The following is a 20,297-nucleotide window of genomic DNA, read 5'->3' on the forward strand; positions in this document are numbered from 1 at the left end:
AATCGTTTTAGTATTTGGTATACTTCTTTTATGTCAAATGAATATAAAAAACCCTCATCCTAATCGATGAGGTAGAGGTCGCAGTTTTTAATAGTAAAGCAACGGAAATGCAGAGAACATTGAGGATGTTGCTTGAAAGGAAAAATTGCCGAAGTTTAGATCACTTCTCGGTTGATTTAAGCTGGGGCTGTCTCCGAACAGGAACAGAACTGTCACATCATGCGAGTGATGTGAAGAGCTATCTTCACGGAAGGTTGACGCGGTTTTCAGATTTAAAAGCGCGCACATATACTGCGGGCTTTTTTTATGTTATCCCGTCTCTTTCCGTACATTCGAAAGGAGTATTTATCTATGCAAGAGCAGCAAGAATTAAAACGTGGGTTGAAATCTCGCCACTTAACGATGATTTCATTAGGAGGAGCCATCGGAACCGGCTTATTCCTAGCAAGTGGTGGAGCAATTCACACAGCAGGACCTGGGGGAGCGCTTTTAGCTTACGCTATCATTGGTGTCATGGTTTACTTTTTGATGACCAGCCTAGCGGAGCTCGCAGCTTATATGCCTGAAGCCGGTTCATTTAGTACGTATGCGTCTCGGTTTGTAGATCCATCCTTTGGTTTCGCTCTCGGCTGGAACTATTGGTATAACTGGGCTATTACGATTGCAGCTGAATTATCTGCTGGAGCCCTTATTATGAAATTTTGGTTCCCAAACTCTTCTTCTATTTTATGGAGTGCCCTGTTTTTATTAATTATGTTTGGGCTTAACTACCTTTCTGTAAGAGGATTTGGTGAATCTGAATTTTGGTTTTCGTTAATTAAAGTAGTAACGGTTATCATCTTTTTAGTTATTGGCATTATGATGATTTTTGGTATCTTTAACAATGAAGCACCAGGGTTTAAAAACTTCACGCTTGGTGATGGACCCATTCACGGTGGATTCTTTACTGTCTTAGGTATTTTTATGGCTGCTGGTTTTTCATTTCAAGGAACAGAGTTGCTTGGAGTCGCAGCTGGAGAAAGTGAAGATCCGGAAAAAACGGTTCCTCGCGCAGTTAAACAAGTCTTCTGGCGCATCTTGTTATTTTATATTTTAGCTATTTTTGTTATCGGAATGCTTATTCCATACACAGCCGATTCATTAGCAAGTGATGATGTGCGAGTAAGTCCATTTACTTTAATATTCGAACGAGCAGGTCTGGCGTTTGCAGCATCAGCTATCAATGCCGTTATTTTAACAGCCGTTTTATCTGCTGGTAACTCAGGTATGTATGCTTCTACGCGTATGCTGTGGAACTTAGCGAAAGATGGAAAAGCACCAAGGTTCTTAGCAAAAGTGAATAAACGAGGCGTTCCAGTGAATGCTTTAATCGCAACGGCACTTGTCGGTACACTTGCATTTGGTGCTTCATTTTTTGGAGACGGTGCGGTATACACGTGGTTACTTAACGCTTCTGGTATGTCTGGTTTTATTGCTTGGTTAGGAATTGCCATCAGCCACTATCGTTTTAGAAGAGCATTTGTTGCCCAAGGTCATGATTTGAGTGAACTTCCATATCATGCAAAACTTTTCCCGTTTGGTCCTATCTTTGCCTTTATTTTATGTGCTGTTGTCATTTTAGGTCAAAACTATTCGGCGTTTATGGGTGATTCGATTGACTGGTACGGTGTACTTGTTTCTTATATCGGACTTCCTTTATTCTTAATTGTTTGGTTAGGATACAAATGGACGAAAAAGTCAAAACTTATTCCGTTAAAAGAATGCCAAGTAACAGTGAAAAAATACGAATAAAAAAAGCTCTCTATTCAAAAGAATAGAGAGCTTTTTTTATGTGATCTGATCAGCAAAATGAAGAGATATATAGGCGGGCTGATTTTTCATAACAAGCATATAACCTTTGAGGGGACGATTACAGTAATCAGCAGCTTCTATATAATAAATACGCTGAACTAACCTGCTTAAATGGGTTACAAAAGATGGAAGTTGATGAGTAGGAATGCTTTGGATGTAGTCTATGATTTCTTGTTTAGTTTGAAGGCCCGAATGGGTACATTCTAACAGATGAAAAAGTGGATCTGCTGCTATAGTAGATAGTTCAGAATTGTGTTTGATTCTATTCAGCTGGATATGCAGTTCTTTTTTTGACCATGTCTTTGGAATAGCTCTTAGATGCTGATATTGAAAACGTGTATTCATGATAGCTAACACCTTTCGTATTAAAATAATAAAACGACTTATTATTTTAATAACCTTTACACATGAAACTAAAACGTTACAATGTGTAAAGGTGTCATACATCTTATAAAATAAGCTGATAAAAAAGCACATCTTGCCACTGATCGAATTTCCAGCCTACTTCTTTAAATTCTCCGCAAAATGTAAAATTAAATTGCTCATGCATTTTGATACTGATATCATTCCCTTTTGTAATCCCTGAAATGACAACGTGATGGTTGAGTTCTTTAGCTAGTTCCAAAATTCGCTTCATAAGCTGTTTTCCAATGCCATACCCCTGTTGATTTTTATCAATATAAATCGATAGCTCTACCGTTTGAATGTACGCTTCTTTATCTCGATAAGAAGAAAGCGAAGCATAGCCCGCTACTACCCCATCTTTTTCTGCGACAATAAGCGGAAAAAGTTCATTGCTAATATGATTATCAAACCAGCTCCTTCTTTGCTCTACTGTTACAGGCGTTAAATCAAAAGTAGCAGCACTTGCTTGAACAGACTGGTTATAAATTTCAACAAGCATAGGTAAATCTTCTTCTTTAGCATAACGAATGATCATATGTACAAACTCCTTATAGTATAGAATTATCTTTATTTTACTTCTTTTAAGAAACATAATCTACATAAAAAACCGATGTGCGCATGCACATCAGTTATGATTTTGAGCATATTGAAAGGTTTGAAGAACTTGAAGTGTCTCTTTTGTAGAAACGACCGTTGCAAACTCCTCATGCAAAGAAGACAATGCGAATGTATGTACATCTTCTGCAGGAAGCCTTGTTTTTCCATCGTAGGACATACCATCAAAGCAAGCTGTTGCATCGTTTACAACGTACGTCCTGTACCCTAGATTTCCAGCCATGCGGGCAGTCGTAGAGACGCAGTGATTAGTAGTTAGTCCTATTAAGATAAGCGTATCATAGCCATTTGCTTTTAAATAACTGTCTAGCTCTGTTCCAATGAAGCAGCTGTTCACGTGTTTGCGAATTAAGTATTCGTCTTCTTGTGGACCAAACCCTTCTTTGAACTGAAATCCCTTCGAACTTGGGTGTAAAGGAGAATCTGGATTTTCTGATGCATGCTGTACGTGAATGACAGGATAATTTTGGCGCCTCCATGCTTGCAGTAGCGTCAGCATATGTTTTTCTGCATCTAGATTGTTTCTTTCCCCCCACTGTGGTGAATAAAACCCTTCTTGTACATCGATAAGCAGCAGCACTGGCCGGGAACGTAGCATAAGCATCATCTTCTTTCGTCTTTATTTTAAAATGGAAATAACGTATGTGCACCCATCAGGACCGGCTTTTGAGGAATGAACCGTTTGTTTCGGTAAATGTATTCGATCTCCTGCCTGACATAGAACCGTATCATGTTCAACTGTAAAGTAAATAGATCCTTCAAGTATATGAAGAATTTCATCAGTTGGATGGGTATGAGATGGGTGCGTTTGAAAAGCAATATCGTGCTGTACTTCAACATATCCAGTATACGCTGGAAGCAGTTCTTTAATTACTTCTTCAAACTTTCCGCCAACTCCTTTTTTAATAGAGGCTTTTTTTACGTCCATGCTGCTCACTCCTTTTTAATTTAAACGGACACTGTCCAGTAGTATAGTTGTTATCATCGTGTAAAAAATATTGCTTCCACTCTCGGTTTTCCTGCTGTCCATACCATCCTAATTCAGGGTGAGCTGATACGTCATCATATGTTTTTAACCGATCGCGGACCACCTTTTGTACGTGCCGCCCTATTTTTGAATCTCCTGTCATACCTTCAAACACCCACCGAGGTTGAAATGTAATCATAAACCCTCTGCTCTTACGGCTTTTACGTAAAGAATGAGCAGGCGTATTACATACGACAAAAATAGGTTCTCCGTGAAAGCAAAATTCCCATAATGGATCTTTTGGATCTTTTGGAATGTCTTGCGGCCATTTCTTTTGATCAATTTGATGAAGAAACGTCAGCGTATCCCAAAACATCGTTTCGTACTCTTCCATTGATCGTTCTTTATGTTCAGGCTTAAAGAATAACACAAAGGATGTATAGCGACCTATGGTCTTGAACGTATCTATGTATTCTCTAAGTGCCGACGCTGCATTCCTAATATCTTGGTAGTTATAAGGAGTAGTCACAAATGAAAACCGCAGTAAATCTTTTTTAAAGCCTTCTACCCCTAATATACAAGGAAATGGATTTTCTTCTGATAATATATCGCTTCGGAAATATTGAAAAGCATCTTTTCCCCAAAATGGAACATGCGTTGACTCTAAAATCTCATTGGCTCGAAAAAGCATTTTTGATGCCATTAAAACCCTCCTTATGGAACTCAACGTTACATGTGTATTAAAGAAAAGAAAGTTTATGAGCATTTTTAACTAAATGCCGCTTCTAAATTATAAAACTCTAATCTATATATATATAAGCTACTATTGGACAAGTTAGAAAGGAGGCTGTGTTTGTGGAGTGGTTTTTGATTGCTATAAAACAAATAATTCTAGGTATTAGTCTCGCAGCACCGGTAGGTCCAATTAATATAGAGATGATTAAAAAAGGGCTGACAAAAGGATTTTGGGCTTCTTGGCTAGTTGGTTTAGGGGGCATGACGGCCGACATTTTATTTATGCTCCTCATTTTAATAGGGTTAACGCCTTTTGTGCAGATGCAGGCTGTTACTGTTACCCTGTATGCAACTGGTTTTGTCATGCTCACATTTGTTGGCTTTCAAAGTATGAAACAAGCTGTTTCTCGTTCCTTTTCAATAGATGTAAATAAACCCTCTATTAAAAGAGATAAGTCGTTTTTTACAGGTTTCTTCATTGCTCTTATGAATCCTTTAAATATTGTGTTTTGGTTTGGTGTATTTGGGTCAAGCTTAAGCGAAAGCCTCCAAAGTCAAACGTGGCTATCTGTCTTTTTTCACAGTTTTTTTATTATCTTTGGCATCCTTCTTTGGAATTTAAATATTGCCAGCAGCATTCATTTCACAAGAAAATTTATCACGCCTGAGCTTCTTCGCTTTATTACGTTAGGTGCAGGTTTTTTACTTTTTTTATTTGGCTGCCAATTCGGTTTTAAATGTATATCCTTACTTATAGGCTGAGCTTTTAGCGATGAGTTCAATAAGAGTGTCATTTACTTTCTCACGTTCATCATAAAAAAGACCGTGTCCACTATTTTCAAATGGAAGAAGTGTAGAAAATGAAATATGACGATTCATAACTTTTGCAAGATCAAATGGACAAATTTGATCTTTTTTTCCGTGTAATATATATGTCTCAGTAAAAATTTGACTCAAATCTTCCCGTAAGTCTTCGTCTCGTAAAGACACCGCAGTTTTAATCGTTCCATGACCGGATGCCTCTAAACCTAAATCTTGAAACCATCCTCTAAAGGCTGAGCTGGTAGGCTGATTAAAAAACTTTTTCCCAAACTCTTCAAGCATATTAGGACGATCTCTATACGTATTTTGAATAATTGTATTTACTTCTTCAGAAGGAAGTCCATATGGAAAATCAGTTTTTTGAATAAAGCTTGGAGCCGCTGCCCCTAATAAAATTAACTTCTTCACGCCATATCCTAAATTTCTGCTCATATATCGAATAGCAATGGCTGCCCCCATAGAAAAGCCTACGAGCGTATAATTTTTAAGCTCAAGTCTTTCTACTAACATGCGAATATCATCCGCTAATTGATTATAAGAATAGCCGGTGAAAGGTGCATCTGATTTTCCGAATCCCCGAAGATCAGGAGCGATACATCGAATACCTCGGGCCGGCAACGTTGTAAATTGGTATTCGTACATTTTAGCGTTAACCGGCCACCCGTGAAGGAAAAGAACGGGTTCCCCTTTTCCAATATCTCGAACAAAAAGTTTAGTCTTAGGAGTTACGTGAATAAAGTAGTTCATCTATAACACCTCCTAGTGGGTCTTATATATATATGTGTAGGATAATTGGAACATTCAAAAGTTTCTTAGAGGCTTGTGTAGGAGGTGTATAATGTTTATCTGCAATAAGGAGTAGGGAAATTCTTTTATATTGTTTATTTAGAACATAGTTTAATTTAAAAATATTAGATAAAAAAAGTAGTAAAGCGTTAAAAACTTTACTACTTTTTTGGTTATTTTTCTTCCAGCCACACATCAACTAAATTGCCAGCTTCACTTTGGTCCAATACGAATGAACCGTTGCTGTATCGGTCGCTAGCTCGCATTGTAGACGGATCAACCTGCTCAATTTGACCTTTAGATGATTCCACTATCACGTAATGTTCTTTAGAAATTGCTTTTACTTTTGCAATTTGATGCGGGTTAGATTTTAGTTCTCGGACCATCACTAGCCCTCGTTTTGCTCGTGCTGATTCTTCAAACTCAGTAATTTTTGTCTTTTTCACAGCTCCTCGCTGCGTGGCGATAAATAATTCAGTTGATAGAGCTTCATCTTCATCGAAGATAACGCCGCTTACAACATAATCATCGTCTTTTAAGTTAATTCCTTTCACACCAGAAGCGCGAGTTCCTACAATATTGATTTCTTCTTCCCGGAAACGCAGTCCGTAGCCAGAACGAGTGGCAATAAACACTTGTTTTTTACCATCCGTTTGATATACATCGATTACTTCATCATCGCCTTTTAAATTAACGGCGACAAGAGCTTTGGAGTAGCGCTGTGCTTTATATTGAAGTAATTCTGATTTTTTGACCATACCATTTTTCGTAAAGAAAAGCAGATACTGATTTTCTTTAAATTCTTTCACCGGTATCGCCCGTACAATTTGCTCTTCTTTATCAATTGGAACAATGTTCATGATATGCTGCCCCATGTCTTTCCACCTGATATCAGGAAGTTCGTGCACTGGTATATATAAATAATTTCCTTTGTTTGTGAAGATGAGTAGCGTTTCGGTTGTATTAATTTCATACTTCGCTAAAATTCGGTCCGTATCTTTCATACCGAAGTCTTGCCCGTTAGACGCGGCGTAAGAACGAAGGCTTGTTCGTTTTACGTATCCGTCTTTTGTGACTGTCACTATCACTTCTTCAGATGGAACCATCACTTCTAGATTAATCTTAATTTCTTCGATTTCCGCTTCAATTTTTGAGCGGCGTTCTGTACTGTATTGCTTTTTTACACGGCGTAATTCTTTTTTGATTACATTAAAAAGTTTTTTCTCGCTATGTAAGATTTCTTCTAACTCGTTAATTTTAGCACCTAGCTCTTCGGCTTCCGCTTGTAGAGCTGTGATGTCCGTGTTTGTCAAACGGTATAATTGAAGCGATACAATCGCCTCTGCTTGAGGTTCTGTAAATTCATATTTGGCAATTAAATTATTTTTAGCGTCGCGCTTGTCTTTAGAAGCTCTAATCGTCGCAATAACTTCATCTAAAATCGACAGGGCCTTAATCAATCCCGCTACAATATGTTCACGTTCACGTGCTTTTTGCAGTTCATATTTAGAACGATTTGTTACCACTTCTCTTTGATGATCAATATAAGCATCAAGAATGTTGGCCAAACTCATAAGCTTTGGTCGCTTTTTAGCAATAGCAACCATGTTAAAATTATAAGGTACTTGCAGATCCGTATTTTTATAAAGATAGTGAAGTACTCCTTGAGCATTTGCATCTTTTTTTAATTCTACTACGATGCGCAGACCGGTACGATCCGTTTCATCGCGAACTTCAGCAATGCCTTCCACTTTTTTATCTAAACGAAGCTCATCCATTTTCTTAACAAGGTTGGCTTTGTTTACTTCAAACGGAATTTCCGTAATGACAATTTGCTGTTTTCCGCCGCGAATAGACTCCACTTCCGTTTTTCCGCGAATAATAATTTTCCCTTTACCTGTCTCGTAGGCTTTCTTAATCCCGTCTACCCCTTGAATGATTCCTCCTGTAGGAAAATCAGGACCTTGAATAGCCGTCATCAACTCTTCAATTGTACACGTTGGTTTATCAATTCGCATGATCGTTGCGTCAATTACTTCACCTAAATGATGAGGAGGAAGTTCCGTAGCGTAACCAGCTGAAATACCCGTGGATCCATTCACTAGCAAATTAGGAAACATAGCCGGTAACACAGTTGGTTCGCTGCTTGTATCATCGAAGTTAGACACAAACTCAACCGTTTGTTTATCAATATCTCGTAGAAGTTCTGCAGCAATCGATGAAAGGCGAGCTTCTGTATAACGCATTGCCGCTGGGGGGTCTCCATCAATACTTCCGTTGTTTCCATGCATTTCGATTAATACATTTCTAACTTTCCATTCTTGACTCATTCGAACCATAGCATCATATACAGATGAATCACCATGAGGGTGATAATTACCAATTACGTTCCCTACAGTTTTGGCTGACTTGCGAAAGCCTTTTTCTGCTGTATTCCCATCTACGTGCATTGCATATAAAATACGGCGCTGAACGGGTTTTAACCCGTCTCTTGCATCCGGCAGTGCACGCTCTTGAATAATATATTTACTGTATCGACCAAAACGGTCGCCTAGTACATCCTCAAGAGGTAAATCTAAAAAGCGTTCTGTTTGTGTCATTGTACGTCCTCCTCTGCGACCGTTAATACATTTTCATTATCTAAAATATTTGGATCTTCTTCTAATCCAAACGCTACGTTGCTTTCAATCCATTTTCTGCGAGGTTCTACTTTATCGCCCATCAAAGTGGTCACACGACGATCAGCGCGAGCGGCATCATCAATACGAACACGAATCAGCGTACGCGTCTCTGGGTTCATTGTTGTTTCCCACAGCTGATCTGCGTTCATTTCACCGAGACCTTTATAGCGTTGAATCATATACCCTCTTCCTACCTTATCGATAGCCCCTTGCAATTCTTCGTCACTCCATGAATATTCAACCACTTCTTTTTTACCTGACCCTTTACTTACTTTATAGAGCGGTGGAAGAGCAATAAATACTTTTCCTGCTTCCACAAGCGGTTTCATATAGCGGTAGAAAAATGTTAGCAGAAGCACTTGAATATGAGCGCCATCCGTATCCGCATCGGTCATGATGACTATTTTATCGTAGTTAATATCATCGATGGTGAAATCTGCTCCTACTCCTCCGCCTATCGCGTGGATGATCGTACTAATTTCTTCGTTTTTAAAAATATCTTGAAGCTTGGCTTTTTCGGTATTGATAACCTTCCCTCGCAGTGGCAGCACAGCTTGAAAGCGGCGATCCCTTCCTTGTTTTGCTGAACCTCCGGCGGAATCCCCTTCGACTAAGTACAGTTCGTTTCGCTGAGGATTTCTTGATTGCGCAGGCGTTAACTTTCCACTTAGAACGGTTTCTTGACGCTTTCGTTTCTTCCCGTTTCTTGCATCTTCTCTTGCCTTTCGTGCTGCTTCACGCGCTTGAGCAGCTTTGATTGCTTTTTTTACAAGAAGAGAGCTTACGTCCGGGTTTTCTTCTAAGAAATAGGCAAGTTTTTCAGAAATAACTGAATCTACGGACGAACGAGCTTCACTTGTACCTAACTTTCCTTTTGTTTGTCCTTCAAACTGAAGCAACTCTTCAGGTATTCTAACGGAAACGATGGCTCCCAAGCCTTCTCGTATATCCGTTCCTTCTAAGTTTTTGTCTTTTTCTTTTAGCAGGCTTACTTTACGGGCGTATTCATTAAATGCACGCGTCATAGCGCTTTTTGCACCGGACTCATGCGTTCCACCATCCTTGGTACGAACATTATTAACGAATGATAAAATGGTTTCAGAATAACCATCATTAAATTGAAAGGCAAATTCAACTTCAATATTATGATGAATCCCTTCAAAAAAGACGACTGGATGAAGTGAATCTTTTTCTTCATTTAAATATGAAACGAAGGCTTGAATACCCGTTTCATAATGAAAGATATCGTGACGATCATGTCTTTTATCGATTAACTCTATTTTGAATCCTTTTAACAGGAAAGCCGATTCGCGGAGCCGTTCACACAGCGTATCATAATTATACACAGTTGTTGAAAAGATCGTGGCATCCGGTTTGAAATGAATCGTTGTTCCCGTTTTTTTCGTTTTCCCTATTTTTTCTAGCGTCGTAACCGGCTTTCCTCCATTTTCAAAACGCTGTTCATAAATAAATCCATCTCTATGAATGGTTACCGTCAACCATTCAGACAGCGCATTTACAACAGATGCACCTACTCCATGTAAGCCTCCGCTTGTTTTATATCCACCCTGTCCGAATTTACCTCCTGCATGCAAGATGGTTAAAATAACTTCAGGCGTTGGTTTTCCTAGTTTATGCATGCCCGTTGGCATACCTCGACCTTTATCTTGTACAGAAATTGAATTATCTTTGTGAATGGTTACAATAATTTCTTCTCCGTAGCCTGCTAGAGCTTCATCGACAGAGTTGTCGACGATTTCATATACTAAATGATGCAGACCTCGTGTATCCGTACTTCCAATATACATACCAGGACGTTTACGAACGGCATCTAATCCTTCTAGTACTTGAATTGCGTCTTCATTATAATTAAATTGTTGTTTCCGAGCCATTCATACTACCCCTTTCATCACAACGAACATTACTACATTATGTATGAAACACAAACGTTTGCGCTTCGTGTCTAAGAATAAATGATCATGTATCCTATCTTTTAATTTTATAGTGTTCGCACCAACAGAACGTATGTTTCTATTTTTGCGTACTTACAAGATTTTAGCACAAATTTCCGTATTATAAAAGCAATATCTTGTGTATTCATGGATTATAAGCATTATAAAGCTAGCTGTCTAACGTCTATTGTAGCGGAAACGCTCTTACTATTTCAACGCATGGTGAAACCCATGCAAGCAGTGTGCATGGGTTGGTTGTTCTGCTTATAGATCTTACTTTGTTAAAGCATGCTCAACTTTTATACAACGATCCATAACTACAGTATACCCTTTTTTAGCGAGCAGGTCATATGCTTCTTCATTAATTAAACCAGATTGTGCCCAAAATACGTCTGCGTCTACTTCTAAAAATTCTTCTGCAACTTCAAGCAAATGCTCAGAGCGGCGAAATACATTAACGATATCAATATGTCCTTCAATTTCTTTTAATGAAGATACGGCTTTTACGCCAAGCGCTGAGTTTATTGTCGGGTTCACCGGAATAATCTCGTAACCTTGCTGCTGCATGGCTTCTGAAACCATATAAGATGTTCGATGAGGGTTATCTGATAAACCTACTACAGCAATGCGCTTGCTTTTTTTTAATATTTTACCAAGCTCTTGGCGGGAAGGAATTTTAATGGACATGTCTATTACCTCTCTTAGCTATATAATATGTACTGAACAACATTCGCGATTTACAGTTGATTTCCTGCATATAGTACCCGTTTTCTCTATTTTTGTAAACGTCTTCTTTTTTTAAAATAATTGTCTCTCACCCAAAACTAGCTATGTTTTTTTAAGTATCTCATGGTAAAATAGAAACGATATAGAAATAAAGGAGCTTTCAAACATGAATTATTTATTACCTATTCTTGCCTATATCTTGGGCTCTATTCCTTTTGGACTAGTTGTTGGAAAACTAGGATACGGCATCGATATACGAGAGCATGGAAGCGGCAATTTAGGCGGGACCAACTCCTTTCGTACATTGGGTGTAAAAGCCGGAATTATCGTTACGCTGGGAGACATTCTAAAAGGAACCCTAGCAGCTTCTTTACCGCTTTTATTTAATACGAATCAAAACATTCTCTTCATTGGTTTATTTGCTGTCATTGGTCATATTTTTCCTGTTTTCGCGAAATTTAAAGGCGGGAAAGCTGTTGCCACGTCCGCCGGAGTGATTTTATGTTATGAACCTCTTTTATTTGTTTTCGTACTATTATGTTTTTTTATCTGCTTATACATAACGAAGTATGTATCACTGTCATCAATGGTTACCGGGGTATTAACCTTTATCTACACGCTATTTAAGCAAGACTACATGCTTATTATGATTATTGGTTTAATTGTAGCCTTTGTCATTTACAGACACCGCGCAAACATTACCCGAATTCTCAACAAAACAGAACCGAAAGTCACATTTTTGTCAGGCAAAAAGAAATAAGAGGAGCTTCCTCTTATTTCTTTTTTTATAACCACTTTGTAAGCGAATACATTTCTTATTTATTAGTTATACTGATACTAAAATAAGGAGGTGAATGATGTGAAGAAAAAATGCCCTATTTGCAAACGAAATAAGAAAATGGATTCACAGCTAGAAGGAAGCCGCTACTGCGTTCACTGCTGGGAAACCATTGGAAAACAATATGATTTCAAATGAAAGAATGAAACGATTTAATATAGAAATGAAGCCTTCACCTCTATATTAAATCGTTTTATTTTATTTTATCACATTCCTTCCTAGCTGGATTCGTATATATTGGTAATTTATCTACCTTTCTACTATAATAAATGTATCCGCAGTATTGGAAGGAGCATAATTAATGAAATTAACAGTAACAGAAGCAGCAGCTACGTGGTACAAAGATGAAATGATGCTAGAAGGAAACGAAACAATTCGCTTTTTTGTTCGCTACGGCGGATGCAGCAACGTTCAAAAAGGTTTTTCTTTAGGTGTAAACACAGATTCTCCTAAAAACGTTGGCGTTGAAACAAAAGTTGACGGTTTAACATTCTTCGTAGAAGATGAAGACCTTTGGTACTTTGACGGTCATGATTTGACCGTAAATTATAATGAAGAAACAAAAGAACCTGACTTTCATTACGAAGCGTAAGAAAAAAAGCATCGATTTATCGATGCTTTTTATTCTTGCGCTTAACCTTGCTTTTTGGCATCTTCATAGGCTTTATGCCATTCCGGATAATTACGGCGAATCGAAATAGGCTTAAAGTTTTCTTTTTTCACACATACGTGTGACGATGCTCCTGTTAACGCAAGTTCTTCATTTGAATTAAAAATTTCGTAGCCGTACACAACGCGTAGACCGTCATAGTTCTCAACCCAAGTATGTACTACAGCTGTCTCGCCATAATGAAGCGGCTTTTTATATGAAGCCTGTATATCAATAACTGGCGACAGCACACCGTCTCTTTCCATTTGTGCATAGCTAAAACCTAAATCACTAATAAACTGCGTTCGACCTATTTCCATCCATACTAAATAGTTAGCATGATACACAACGCCCATCTGATCGGTTTCTGCATAGCGCACTTCGATTTCTTTCTTCGACACTAGCATGATTCTACCTCCTCTTGCACTGTTCCTGTTTTATCTTACCATATAAGGAGAATATACTCCTACTAGTTTGGTTGTAACTCAATATGTTGTAAGACTAAGCACATTTTGAATGCGATATATCAGTGTTTCCAGCCGCGTCATCTTATTTTCATACTTTTTATAAGGAAGTGTATATGTGTAGTCGTTATTTGTCCATAAACGGTCAAAATAAGCGTTTAGTTCGGTCATAACCTTTTTGTTAGAAGGTCCTGATACTTTAATATCCGTTTCTAAATTCAAGTCATCTAAATTTCGTTTTGTGAAATTTGCTGCTCCTGCAATAATCGTTGCCTTTCTTTTGTTCCGAATAAATAAAGTTTTAGGATGATATTGCTCTTTTCCCGTATGATACCAGCGAACTTTAATATTGCCTTTAGATTTTTTCACAAGTTCTGCTGCTACTGGACGGTTAGGCAGTCCGAACTTTTTTCTTCCAAACGCATTTTCATTAGGATCTAAAATTAATCGTACGTTTGCGCCTTGTTTGGAAGCTTTCAAAAGCGCCTTTATTACGTCTCGATCTCCAAGATAAAACATGCCAAGCCATACATCGTCTCCTTTTTTAGCATGACGTAAATCATGTAATACGTGCTTATAGATTTTGCTTTCTGTTAACAGCTGAACATAGAGGTCTCCCTTTTCTTTTTCTTTCTTCTTGTACCGAGGTAACTTTCCTCCGTAAGAAAAATCTGACACCGCTTGTTCACTTTTCACCACATCTCCAATGATATTCCCTTTTACTTCAAAGGCCATGTTAGAATTATAAAAACTTGCATCATGAGGATTGGCAGAGGAGATAATAACGCTTTGATCTGTTGCTACTACTTTTCTATGATTAGCTTTTACATTTAACAACTTTAAATAAGCACGGACCGTCGCTTTAGGCGCATTGGTACCAAACGGATTTGTTATCCAGCCGTTTCCTTTTTCACCAAACCACTGAATAAAAGTTCTCCACACTGCAGAATACAGTGGAATGGAGTCTCTGAGCTTAGATAAATTGGTTTGCACCACTTTGATTCCGTTTAGCCGCAGTGAATCTAACCACTTTGAATCATGTGAGCCGTAGGTTGTATTGATTTCATCTGTAATAAAGACGATTTCGATAGTAGGATGTTTTCGTTTCTTTTCAATCAGCTTACTTGCAAGCGTATCACTAAGGTGAGGAAACGTTTCGCCTTGGTTATAGTAGCCGTTAAATAGAAACATATCCATAATAATAAAAGCTTTTGCGTCATCAATCGCATTCGTAACTGCTTGAAAAATATGTTGTTCAGAAACAGATGTCTGCTGGTCTTGATACGTTAGGTCTGATAAAAGAAATACATCTTCTACTTTGTGGGGCTTACTTTCGTATGAAACTCCTTTAGGCAAAGGCTTATGTGTTTGATAAGAGCCCACAATAATCAAGACGACAAGTAAACTGATCAAAATCCTTACTACTTTCCTTTTCACGTGCTTTTTCACCTACATAAACCTCTTCGCTAGTTTGTATTAGTATTGACTTACTAAAAAAATATAGAAAGAAAGCAGCTAAAACCGTTTATTTTTAGCTGCTTATTGTCGTTGCTTTATTTATTAAATCGTACCTTCGTAACCATTTTGACGAGCTTCTGACTCATCTTTTATTTCGCTGCGCATTGCTTCGATACTTACTTCGCGATTGTGATTTTTTTGCTGAATGCGCTGACGCTCTTCTTCATTGCTGCATGCAGCAGCTTCTTCTGCTTCTTCAATGTTTTTCATTGTATTTTGCACCATTGTTTGTAATTTTTCAACGTTATCACTGCGATCGTCTGGATTCGGTTTATTCCATGCCATTGTATCTTCCTCCTCAAAATAACTTTGTTACAATTGTAGTATGCCGGATTTGTTCATCTCTATAAGTGGAAAAAAATGATTTTAGTTTACATAATATAATTATAATCAAGTTAAAATGTATATATAAAACATACATAATATGGTAATATATACATACAAAGGGGGAATCTCTATGACTAAACGAATGATAACATTACTAAGCGTCATCTTTATTGCAGTGCTTGCCGTATTTTTTATGTCGCAAACCTCATTGGCATCAAAATTGACAGCAAGTGCCTTTATGAAGCCTCATCATTACTCAAGACATGAAGAAAAAATGTTAGCTGTGACAAACCTGGACTACAAAAGCAATATCATTGCATACGATGTGAAAGCTCCTAGTGACGCAAAAGAAGCTTATGTAAAAGCTACTTATTACGAAAAGGGAAAAGCAAAAGAACCTTTATTTTCAGGAGGGTTGACTGTTTCAAAAGAATTTGACATGTTTGCTATTACATATAAAATCGATGATAATACTCACAAAATTATGTTTAATGTAGGCAGCAACGATACAAACCTAGGAATAGAAGCGGAAAAGCCAAAAAAAATGAACGGCTATTCCTTTATTGGATTAGAGAAAAAACAAACGGTAAAAATGAATAAAACATATCCAGTTGCTGCTTTATTTGGTGACGATGGCAGTGGCATACGAGTTGCTCCGCTTTCAACCGACGATGAAGAAGTCGTTAAAGAGCTTATTTCGACCAATCCTTACGTTTATTTATTCACGGTAGAATTCAAATAATAAAAAGTCGCTGAATTCAGCGACTTTTTATTCACTCACCTTTGGTTTGAATAACTTGAGGATGCTTGCCGGATTTATCTTGCATTTGTTTTCCGTTATTTCCACCAGCTTCTCTCGGTTGAGTGCCGATGTGATTCGGAACAAAAGGTTTGCTTTGTTTTTTAGGATTTCCCATGCTTATCCCCTCCTCACCGTTACTCTAACCAACTTACTTTAAAGTTATTCAGCTCTTTCAAGCATACGATCTTCTAACCGCTTTTCAATTTCCATTTCAATGCGTTCAATTTCTGACTGATCTTTTAACAGCTGCGTTTTATTTTCTTGCACTAACTCTTCAAATGAACGTTTGCGTAATTTTCTCATGATTACAACACCTACTTTATGTAATTTTTATGAAAAATCTGAAAAATCTAAAGAAACTGATATCATATAACTATCTATATTGTAACCAATTTGTCAGATAAGTAAACATACTTTTTTGAAAAGTTGTAAGAAAGTTTGACATGTTTAATGACTTATCTATATATACGATGATATAGTAAATAAGTTTCATGTTTAATAAAACAAGCAGCGAAGTTAATTCGCTGCTTGTTGAGCAAAGTTTTCCATTTGTTTAAGCGTCATTGGACCATTCACTCTTTGAACAATTTTCCCTTCTTCATCTATAAAGTAAGATGTCGGAATGGTGGAGACTCGATATTTTTTACTTCCTACATTATCTTGGTCGTCCACTAATACACGAAACGTAAACTGTTTTTCTTTAAGAAACTTAGATACTGCCTGTTTACTGCCTTCCGACGAAGTTAAATTAACCGCAAGCAGCTGTACATCGTTTCCATATTTCTCGTAAAACGCTTGCATATCGGGCATTTCTTTTTGACATGGCGGACACCATGTTGCCCAAAAGTTTAAAATGACTTTTTTTCCTTTAAAGTCCGATAATTGAACAGATTTCCCGCTCGTATCTGACAGTGTAAACGGAGGCGCTGTATCTTTTGGTTCCAACCCATAAGCTTGACCCGAAGCCTGACGAGCACTATCGCCTTTTTTGATATTTAAATCCTTGTATTCGCTTAAGTTAGAATTATCGGATGCTTCATTTGGAGAAAGCCCTTGCCAAAGTGCGTAGCTAAGAAAGCCTACTAGAAGCAAGACCGCAATTATTTTTTTAACCATATGATCGGCTCCTTTATTTCTTCTAAAAAGTGATAATCTATGTACTAATAGATATGTGCAATATCTACTAAAATAATCCTTTTATAGGGCATTTTCTTTTATAATATAGCATATTCCCCTCTCACTTTTTGTCGAAAACGGTGCGTTTGCATAAAAAAAGAGCGGCTCACGAGAACCGCTCTTTTTCTTTATAACTTACGCATGTGTTTTAGACTGTAATTTATCACGAAGCACCATTTGAAGGATACCACCGTGGCGATAGTAATCAATTTCAACTTCACTATCGAAACGAACCAGTACTTCAAATTCTTTTTTATTTCCAGCTTCATCAGTTGCTGTTACTTTTATAAAATCACGTGGTTTTACTGTTTCATCAACTGCTACTGCAATTGTTTCTTTTCCAGTTAAACCTAATGTATCCGCGCTTTCACCATCTTTAAATTGAAGAGGTAAAACACCCATTAATACTAGGTTTGAACGGTGAATACGCTCGAAGCTTTCAGCGATTACTGTTTTAATACCTAAAAGATTTGTTCCTTTTGCTGCCCAGTCACGAGAACTTCCCATGCCGTAATCTTTGCCTGCAAGTACAACAAGACCTGTATCTTGCTCTTTGTATTTCATACAAGCATCATAAATGCTCATTACGTCATTTGTTGGCCAGTACGTTGTCCAGCCGCCTTCTGTACCAGGAGCTACTTGGTTTTTAATACGGATGTTTGCAAACGTACCGCGCATCATCACTTCATGGTTACCACGACGAGAACCATATGAGTTAAAGTCTTTTGGCTCTACACCGTTTTCTTGAAGGTAAAGACCTGCAGGTGATGTTTTTGCAATTGAACCCGCTGGTGAAATGTGATCCGTTGTCACTGAGTCACCAAATTTCGCTACTACGCGAAGATCATTTAACGGTTCTACTTCACCTGGTTCTTCTGATAAGCCTTCAAAGAAAGGTGGGTTTTGAATGTACGTTGAATCATTCTCCCACGTATAAAGCGCATCTTCGCTTGTTTTAATTTCATTCCAGCGTTCGTTATCATCGAATACGCGCTCATACTCGTTACGGAATAATTCAGGCGTTACGGTACGGCTAACAACTTCTTTAATTTCATCTTGAGAAGGCCAGATGTCGCTAAAGAATACTTCATTGCCGTCTGTATCAATGCCGATTGGATCTTTTTGTAAATCTACATCTACTGTTCCAGCCAGTGCATATGCTACAACAAGCGGCGGAGAAGCAAGGTAGTTACCTTTTACTAATGGATGAATACGTCCTTCAAAGTTACGGTTTCCTGAAAGAACAGACGTTACAAGCAAGTCGCTATCTGCAATCGCTGCTTCAATTTCAGCTTCTAATGGACCAGAGTTACCGATACAAGTCGTACAGCCATAACCTACGATGTTAAAGCCGATTTTATCTAAGTATGGAAGCAGCCCTGAATTTTGCAGGTAAGCCGTTACTACTTTTGAACCTGGTGCTAAAGAAGTTTTCACGTAAGCTGGAACATCCAATCCTTTTTCTACCGCTTTTTTCGCAACTAAACCAGCTGCTACTAATACGTAAGGATTTGATGTGTTCGTACAGCTTGTGATAGCCGCAATGGCAATGGCACCTGTTTTCATTGTTGTTTCTGAACCGTCTCCAAGCTTAAACGTAATTTCTTTATCCACGTCTTTAGCATCAAGTCCGAAGCTTTGGTTGCTAACAGGAGCTGTTAAAGCCTTCTTGAATTCTGTTTGCATTTGAGAAAGTGGAATTAAATCTTGCGGACGCTTTGGACCAGAAAGATTTGCTTCAATCTCAGCAAGGTTAATCTCAACAACGTCAGTGAAAATTGGATCTTCATTTTCTGGTGTGAAGAATAAACCATTTGCTTTTGTATATTGTTCGACAACCTGAATGTCTTTTTCATCTCTTCCTGTTAAACGCATATATGCTAATGCTTCTGCGTCAACTGGGAAGAATCCACATGTTGCACCGTATTCAGGAGCCATATTAGCGATTGTTGCACGGTCAGCTAATGGAAGTTCTGCTACGCCAGGACCGAAGAATTCCACGAATTTTCCGACTACTCCTTTTTGACGAAGCACTTGCGTAACTTTTAACGCTAAGTCTGTAGCTGTAGTGCCGTTTGGTAATTCACCAACAAGTTTAACACCGATTACTTCAGGAACTGGGAAATAAGAAGGTTGACCAAGCATACCTGCTTCCGCTTCAATACCGCCAACACCCCATCCTAAAACACCGATACCATTAATCATCGTTGTATGAGAGTCAGTACCTACTAGAGAATCAGGGAAAGCTACAAATTCACCATCTTCTTCAACAGCATGAACAACGTTTGCTAAATATTCTAAATTTACTTGGTGCACGATACCTGTAGCTGGTGGCACTGCACGATAGTTATTAAATGATTTTTGAGCCCAGCTTAAGAAATTATAGCGCTCTGTATTACGTTGAAACTCGAGGTCCATATTAATTCGTAATGAGTCAGCTGTACCTGCTTTATCAACTTGTACGGAGTGGTCGACAACGAGGTCTACTGGAATTTCTGGATTGATTTTGTCAGGATCTCCTCCTAAATCAGCCATTGCTTTACGAAGTGACGCTAAGTCTACAACCGCTGGAACTCCAGTGAAATCTTGAAGAATAACACGAGATGGTTTGAAAGGAACATCGATATCTTTAATATCTTTTGTTCCCCATTTTGCAAGGTTTTCGACGTGTTCTTTTGTAATAACACGGCCATCTACCTGACGAAGAACAGATTCTAATAATACTTTAATTGAATACGGCAGCTTAGATACATTACCTAAACCTGCTTCCTCTAAAGCTTGTAAGCGGTAATAATTATATGTGCTGCCATTAAGATCGAATGACGAACGAGCGTTGAAAACGTCTTTTTTAGTCATTGCTTTTACCCCCTTAAAATTCTATGTATAAAGGATTTACTTACCCCATCCTCTATTCCCTTCACCATCTATCTTAATATAATATTATACATAAGTAAATAAAAAGAATGTTATTAATTAACATAAG

General features: G+C 38.0%; 21 protein-coding genes and 1 riboswitch. Of the genes, 5 read left to right on the forward strand and 16 right to left on the reverse strand.

Translation table 11 applies throughout. The features are described 5' to 3' along the window. The first annotated feature begins 64 nt into the window (after positions 1-64). Positions 65-249: riboswitch (Lysine riboswitch) on the forward strand. Positions 250-351: 102 nt separating this feature from the next. Continuing rightward, positions 352-1,791 carry an amino acid permease gene (locus ACFX4R_RS13570; RefSeq protein WP_043982813.1) on the forward strand — a complete coding sequence of 480 codons (1,440 nt, stop codon included), beginning with the start codon at positions 352-354 and terminating at the stop codon, positions 1,789-1,791. Positions 1,792-1,827: 36 nt separating this feature from the next. On the opposite strand, the gene ACFX4R_RS13575 is transcribed toward ACFX4R_RS13570, so the two are convergent. From ACFX4R_RS13575 to ACFX4R_RS13595, 5 genes are all read right to left on the reverse strand, one after another. Continuing rightward, positions 1,828-2,196, reverse strand: coding sequence for a hypothetical protein (locus ACFX4R_RS13575; RefSeq protein ID WP_043982815.1), 369 nt, complete (start codon positions 2,194-2,196; stop codon positions 1,828-1,830). Between the two features lie 103 nt (positions 2,197-2,299). Further along, a complete protein-coding gene (locus ACFX4R_RS13580; RefSeq protein ID WP_136789211.1) occupies positions 2,300-2,791 on the reverse strand; it encodes a GNAT family N-acetyltransferase in 492 nt (163 codons plus the stop codon). 90 nt (positions 2,792-2,881) lie between these two features. Continuing rightward, on the reverse strand, positions 2,882-3,469 hold the full coding sequence (locus tag ACFX4R_RS13585) for a cysteine hydrolase family protein (RefSeq protein ID WP_043982818.1): 588 nt from the start codon (positions 3,467-3,469) through the stop codon (positions 2,882-2,884). Between the two features lie 21 nt (positions 3,470-3,490). Beyond that, entirely contained in the window at positions 3,491-3,799 is a 309-nt protein-coding gene (locus tag ACFX4R_RS13590; RefSeq protein WP_034651653.1) for a cupin domain-containing protein, read from the reverse strand. Further along, a complete protein-coding gene (locus ACFX4R_RS13595) occupies positions 3,774-4,541 on the reverse strand; it encodes a YqcI/YcgG family protein (RefSeq protein WP_098249603.1) in 768 nt (255 codons plus the stop codon). Before ACFX4R_RS13595 ends, ACFX4R_RS13590 begins: the two co-directional genes overlap by 26 nt. A gap of 152 nt (positions 4,542-4,693) precedes the next feature. Between ACFX4R_RS13595 and ACFX4R_RS13600 the strand changes: the two genes are divergently transcribed. Further along, complete coding sequence (locus tag ACFX4R_RS13600; RefSeq protein WP_043982821.1) at positions 4,694-5,335, forward strand: LysE family transporter; 642 nt, start codon at positions 4,694-4,696, stop codon at positions 5,333-5,335. Here the strand turns inward: ACFX4R_RS13600 and ACFX4R_RS13605 are convergent. The 4 genes from ACFX4R_RS13605 to ACFX4R_RS13620 form a co-directional block, all read right to left on the reverse strand. Beyond that, on the reverse strand, positions 5,321-6,142 hold the full coding sequence (locus ACFX4R_RS13605; RefSeq protein ID WP_377569787.1) for an alpha/beta fold hydrolase: 822 nt from the start codon (positions 6,140-6,142) through the stop codon (positions 5,321-5,323). The two genes, ACFX4R_RS13600 and ACFX4R_RS13605, sit on opposite strands and share 15 nt — an antisense overlap. Positions 6,143-6,354: 212 nt before the next feature. Continuing rightward, complete coding sequence (parC, locus tag ACFX4R_RS13610; protein WP_165575081.1) at positions 6,355-8,781, reverse strand: DNA topoisomerase IV subunit A; 2,427 nt, start codon at positions 8,779-8,781, stop codon at positions 6,355-6,357. After that, positions 8,778-10,754, reverse strand: a complete 1,977-nt coding sequence (parE, locus tag ACFX4R_RS13615; protein WP_043982827.1) for a DNA topoisomerase IV subunit B — start codon at positions 10,752-10,754, stop codon at positions 8,778-8,780. The genes parC and parE overlap by 4 nt, the downstream gene beginning before the upstream one ends. Positions 10,755-11,087: 333 nt before the next feature. Next, complete coding sequence (locus ACFX4R_RS13620; RefSeq protein ID WP_013057242.1) at positions 11,088-11,501, reverse strand: CoA-binding protein; 414 nt, start codon at positions 11,499-11,501, stop codon at positions 11,088-11,090. A 205-nt stretch (positions 11,502-11,706) separates the two neighbouring features. Between ACFX4R_RS13620 and plsY the strand changes: the two genes are divergently transcribed. After that, the gene (plsY, locus tag ACFX4R_RS13625) at positions 11,707-12,300 is read left to right on the forward strand and encodes a glycerol-3-phosphate 1-O-acyltransferase PlsY (protein ID WP_043982828.1); all 594 of its coding nucleotides are present in this window, start codon (positions 11,707-11,709) and stop codon (positions 12,298-12,300) included. 379 nt (positions 12,301-12,679) lie between these two features. Beyond that, positions 12,680-12,970 (forward strand): HesB/YadR/YfhF family protein, encoded by a 291-nt coding sequence (locus ACFX4R_RS13630; RefSeq protein WP_013057245.1) that lies wholly within the window; start codon positions 12,680-12,682, stop codon positions 12,968-12,970. Positions 12,971-13,011: 41 nt separating this feature from the next. Here ACFX4R_RS13630 and ACFX4R_RS13635 read toward each other — a convergent pair whose 3' ends face one another. The 3 genes from ACFX4R_RS13635 to tlp all read right to left on the reverse strand — a co-directional run bounded on the left by ACFX4R_RS13635 (position 13,012) and on the right by tlp (position 15,294). Next, positions 13,012-13,434, reverse strand: coding sequence for an acyl-CoA thioesterase (locus tag ACFX4R_RS13635; RefSeq protein ID WP_237074961.1), 423 nt, complete (start codon positions 13,432-13,434; stop codon positions 13,012-13,014). Between the two features lie 78 nt (positions 13,435-13,512). Continuing rightward, a complete protein-coding gene (locus tag ACFX4R_RS13640; RefSeq protein ID WP_165575079.1) occupies positions 13,513-14,940 on the reverse strand; it encodes a phospholipase D family protein in 1,428 nt (475 codons plus the stop codon). 111 nt (positions 14,941-15,051) lie between these two features. Then, on the reverse strand, positions 15,052-15,294 hold the full coding sequence (tlp, locus tag ACFX4R_RS13645) for a small acid-soluble spore protein Tlp (RefSeq protein ID WP_013083367.1): 243 nt from the start codon (positions 15,292-15,294) through the stop codon (positions 15,052-15,054). Between the two features lie 172 nt (positions 15,295-15,466). On the opposite strand from tlp, the gene ACFX4R_RS13650 reads away from it, so the two are divergent. Then, positions 15,467-16,078, forward strand: coding sequence for a hypothetical protein (locus tag ACFX4R_RS13650; protein WP_043982831.1), 612 nt, complete (start codon positions 15,467-15,469; stop codon positions 16,076-16,078). A gap of 31 nt (positions 16,079-16,109) precedes the next feature. Here the strand turns inward: ACFX4R_RS13650 and ACFX4R_RS13655 are convergent, their stop codons facing one another. The 4 genes from ACFX4R_RS13655 to acnA form a co-directional block, all read right to left on the reverse strand. Next, entirely contained in the window at positions 16,110-16,253 is a 144-nt protein-coding gene (locus tag ACFX4R_RS13655; RefSeq protein ID WP_043982832.1) for an acid-soluble spore protein N, read from the reverse strand. Positions 16,254-16,297: 44 nt separating this feature from the next. Next, positions 16,298-16,441, reverse strand: coding sequence for an FbpB family small basic protein (locus tag ACFX4R_RS13660; RefSeq protein ID WP_013057252.1), 144 nt, complete (start codon positions 16,439-16,441; stop codon positions 16,298-16,300). Positions 16,442-16,654: 213 nt separating this feature from the next. Beyond that, positions 16,655-17,254, reverse strand: coding sequence for a TlpA family protein disulfide reductase (locus ACFX4R_RS13665; RefSeq protein ID WP_043982833.1), 600 nt, complete (start codon positions 17,252-17,254; stop codon positions 16,655-16,657). Between the two features lie 195 nt (positions 17,255-17,449). Further along, positions 17,450-20,170 (reverse strand): aconitate hydratase AcnA, encoded by a 2,721-nt coding sequence (acnA, locus tag ACFX4R_RS13670; protein ID WP_043982835.1) that lies wholly within the window; start codon positions 20,168-20,170, stop codon positions 17,450-17,452. Positions 20,171-20,297: the final 127 nt, after the last annotated feature.

Source organism: Priestia sp. YIM B13490, assembly GCF_042787735.1.
GTDB lineage: Bacteria > Bacillota > Bacilli > Bacillales > Bacillaceae_H > Priestia > Priestia megaterium.

What these genes read in the sequence shown, in the direction of transcription:
- ACFX4R_RS13570 (WP_043982813.1), top strand. Translation starts at nt 352, where the DNA reads ATGCAAGAGCAGCAAGAATTAAAACGTGGGTTGAAATCTCGCCACTTA.
- ACFX4R_RS13575 (WP_043982815.1), bottom strand. Translation starts at nt 2,196, where the DNA reads ATGAATACACGTTTTCAATATCAGCATCTAAGAGCTATTCCAAAGACA.
- ACFX4R_RS13580 (WP_136789211.1), bottom strand. Translation starts at nt 2,791, where the DNA reads ATGATCATTCGTTATGCTAAAGAAGAAGATTTACCTATGCTTGTTGAA.
- ACFX4R_RS13585 (WP_043982818.1), bottom strand. Translation starts at nt 3,469, where the DNA reads ATGCTACGTTCCCGGCCAGTGCTGCTGCTTATCGATGTACAAGAAGGG.
- ACFX4R_RS13590 (WP_034651653.1), bottom strand. Translation starts at nt 3,799, where the DNA reads ATGGACGTAAAAAAAGCCTCTATTAAAAAAGGAGTTGGCGGAAAGTTT.
- ACFX4R_RS13595 (WP_098249603.1), bottom strand. Translation starts at nt 4,541, where the DNA reads ATGGCATCAAAAATGCTTTTTCGAGCCAATGAGATTTTAGAGTCAACG.
- ACFX4R_RS13605 (WP_377569787.1), bottom strand. Translation starts at nt 6,142, where the DNA reads ATGAACTACTTTATTCACGTAACTCCTAAGACTAAACTTTTTGTTCGA.
- parC (WP_165575081.1), bottom strand. Translation starts at nt 8,781, where the DNA reads ATGACACAAACAGAACGCTTTTTAGATTTACCTCTTGAGGATGTACTA.
- parE (WP_043982827.1), bottom strand. Translation starts at nt 10,754, where the DNA reads ATGGCTCGGAAACAACAATTTAATTATAATGAAGACGCAATTCAAGTA.
- ACFX4R_RS13620 (WP_013057242.1), bottom strand. Translation starts at nt 11,501, where the DNA reads ATGTCCATTAAAATTCCTTCCCGCCAAGAGCTTGGTAAAATATTAAAA.
- plsY (WP_043982828.1), top strand. Translation starts at nt 11,707, where the DNA reads ATGAATTATTTATTACCTATTCTTGCCTATATCTTGGGCTCTATTCCT.
- ACFX4R_RS13630 (WP_013057245.1), top strand. Translation starts at nt 12,680, where the DNA reads ATGAAATTAACAGTAACAGAAGCAGCAGCTACGTGGTACAAAGATGAA.
- ACFX4R_RS13635 (WP_237074961.1), bottom strand. Translation starts at nt 13,434, where the DNA reads ATGCTAGTGTCGAAGAAAGAAATCGAAGTGCGCTATGCAGAAACCGAT.
- tlp (WP_013083367.1), bottom strand. Translation starts at nt 15,294, where the DNA reads ATGGCATGGAATAAACCGAATCCAGACGATCGCAGTGATAACGTTGAA.
- ACFX4R_RS13650 (WP_043982831.1), top strand. Translation starts at nt 15,467, where the DNA reads ATGACTAAACGAATGATAACATTACTAAGCGTCATCTTTATTGCAGTG.
- ACFX4R_RS13655 (WP_043982832.1), bottom strand. Translation starts at nt 16,253, where the DNA reads ATGGGAAATCCTAAAAAACAAAGCAAACCTTTTGTTCCGAATCACATC.
- ACFX4R_RS13660 (WP_013057252.1), bottom strand. Translation starts at nt 16,441, where the DNA reads ATGAGAAAATTACGCAAACGTTCATTTGAAGAGTTAGTGCAAGAAAAT.
- ACFX4R_RS13665 (WP_043982833.1), bottom strand. Translation starts at nt 17,254, where the DNA reads ATGGTTAAAAAAATAATTGCGGTCTTGCTTCTAGTAGGCTTTCTTAGC.
- acnA (WP_043982835.1), bottom strand. Translation starts at nt 20,170, where the DNA reads ATGACTAAAAAAGACGTTTTCAACGCTCGTTCGTCATTCGATCTTAAT.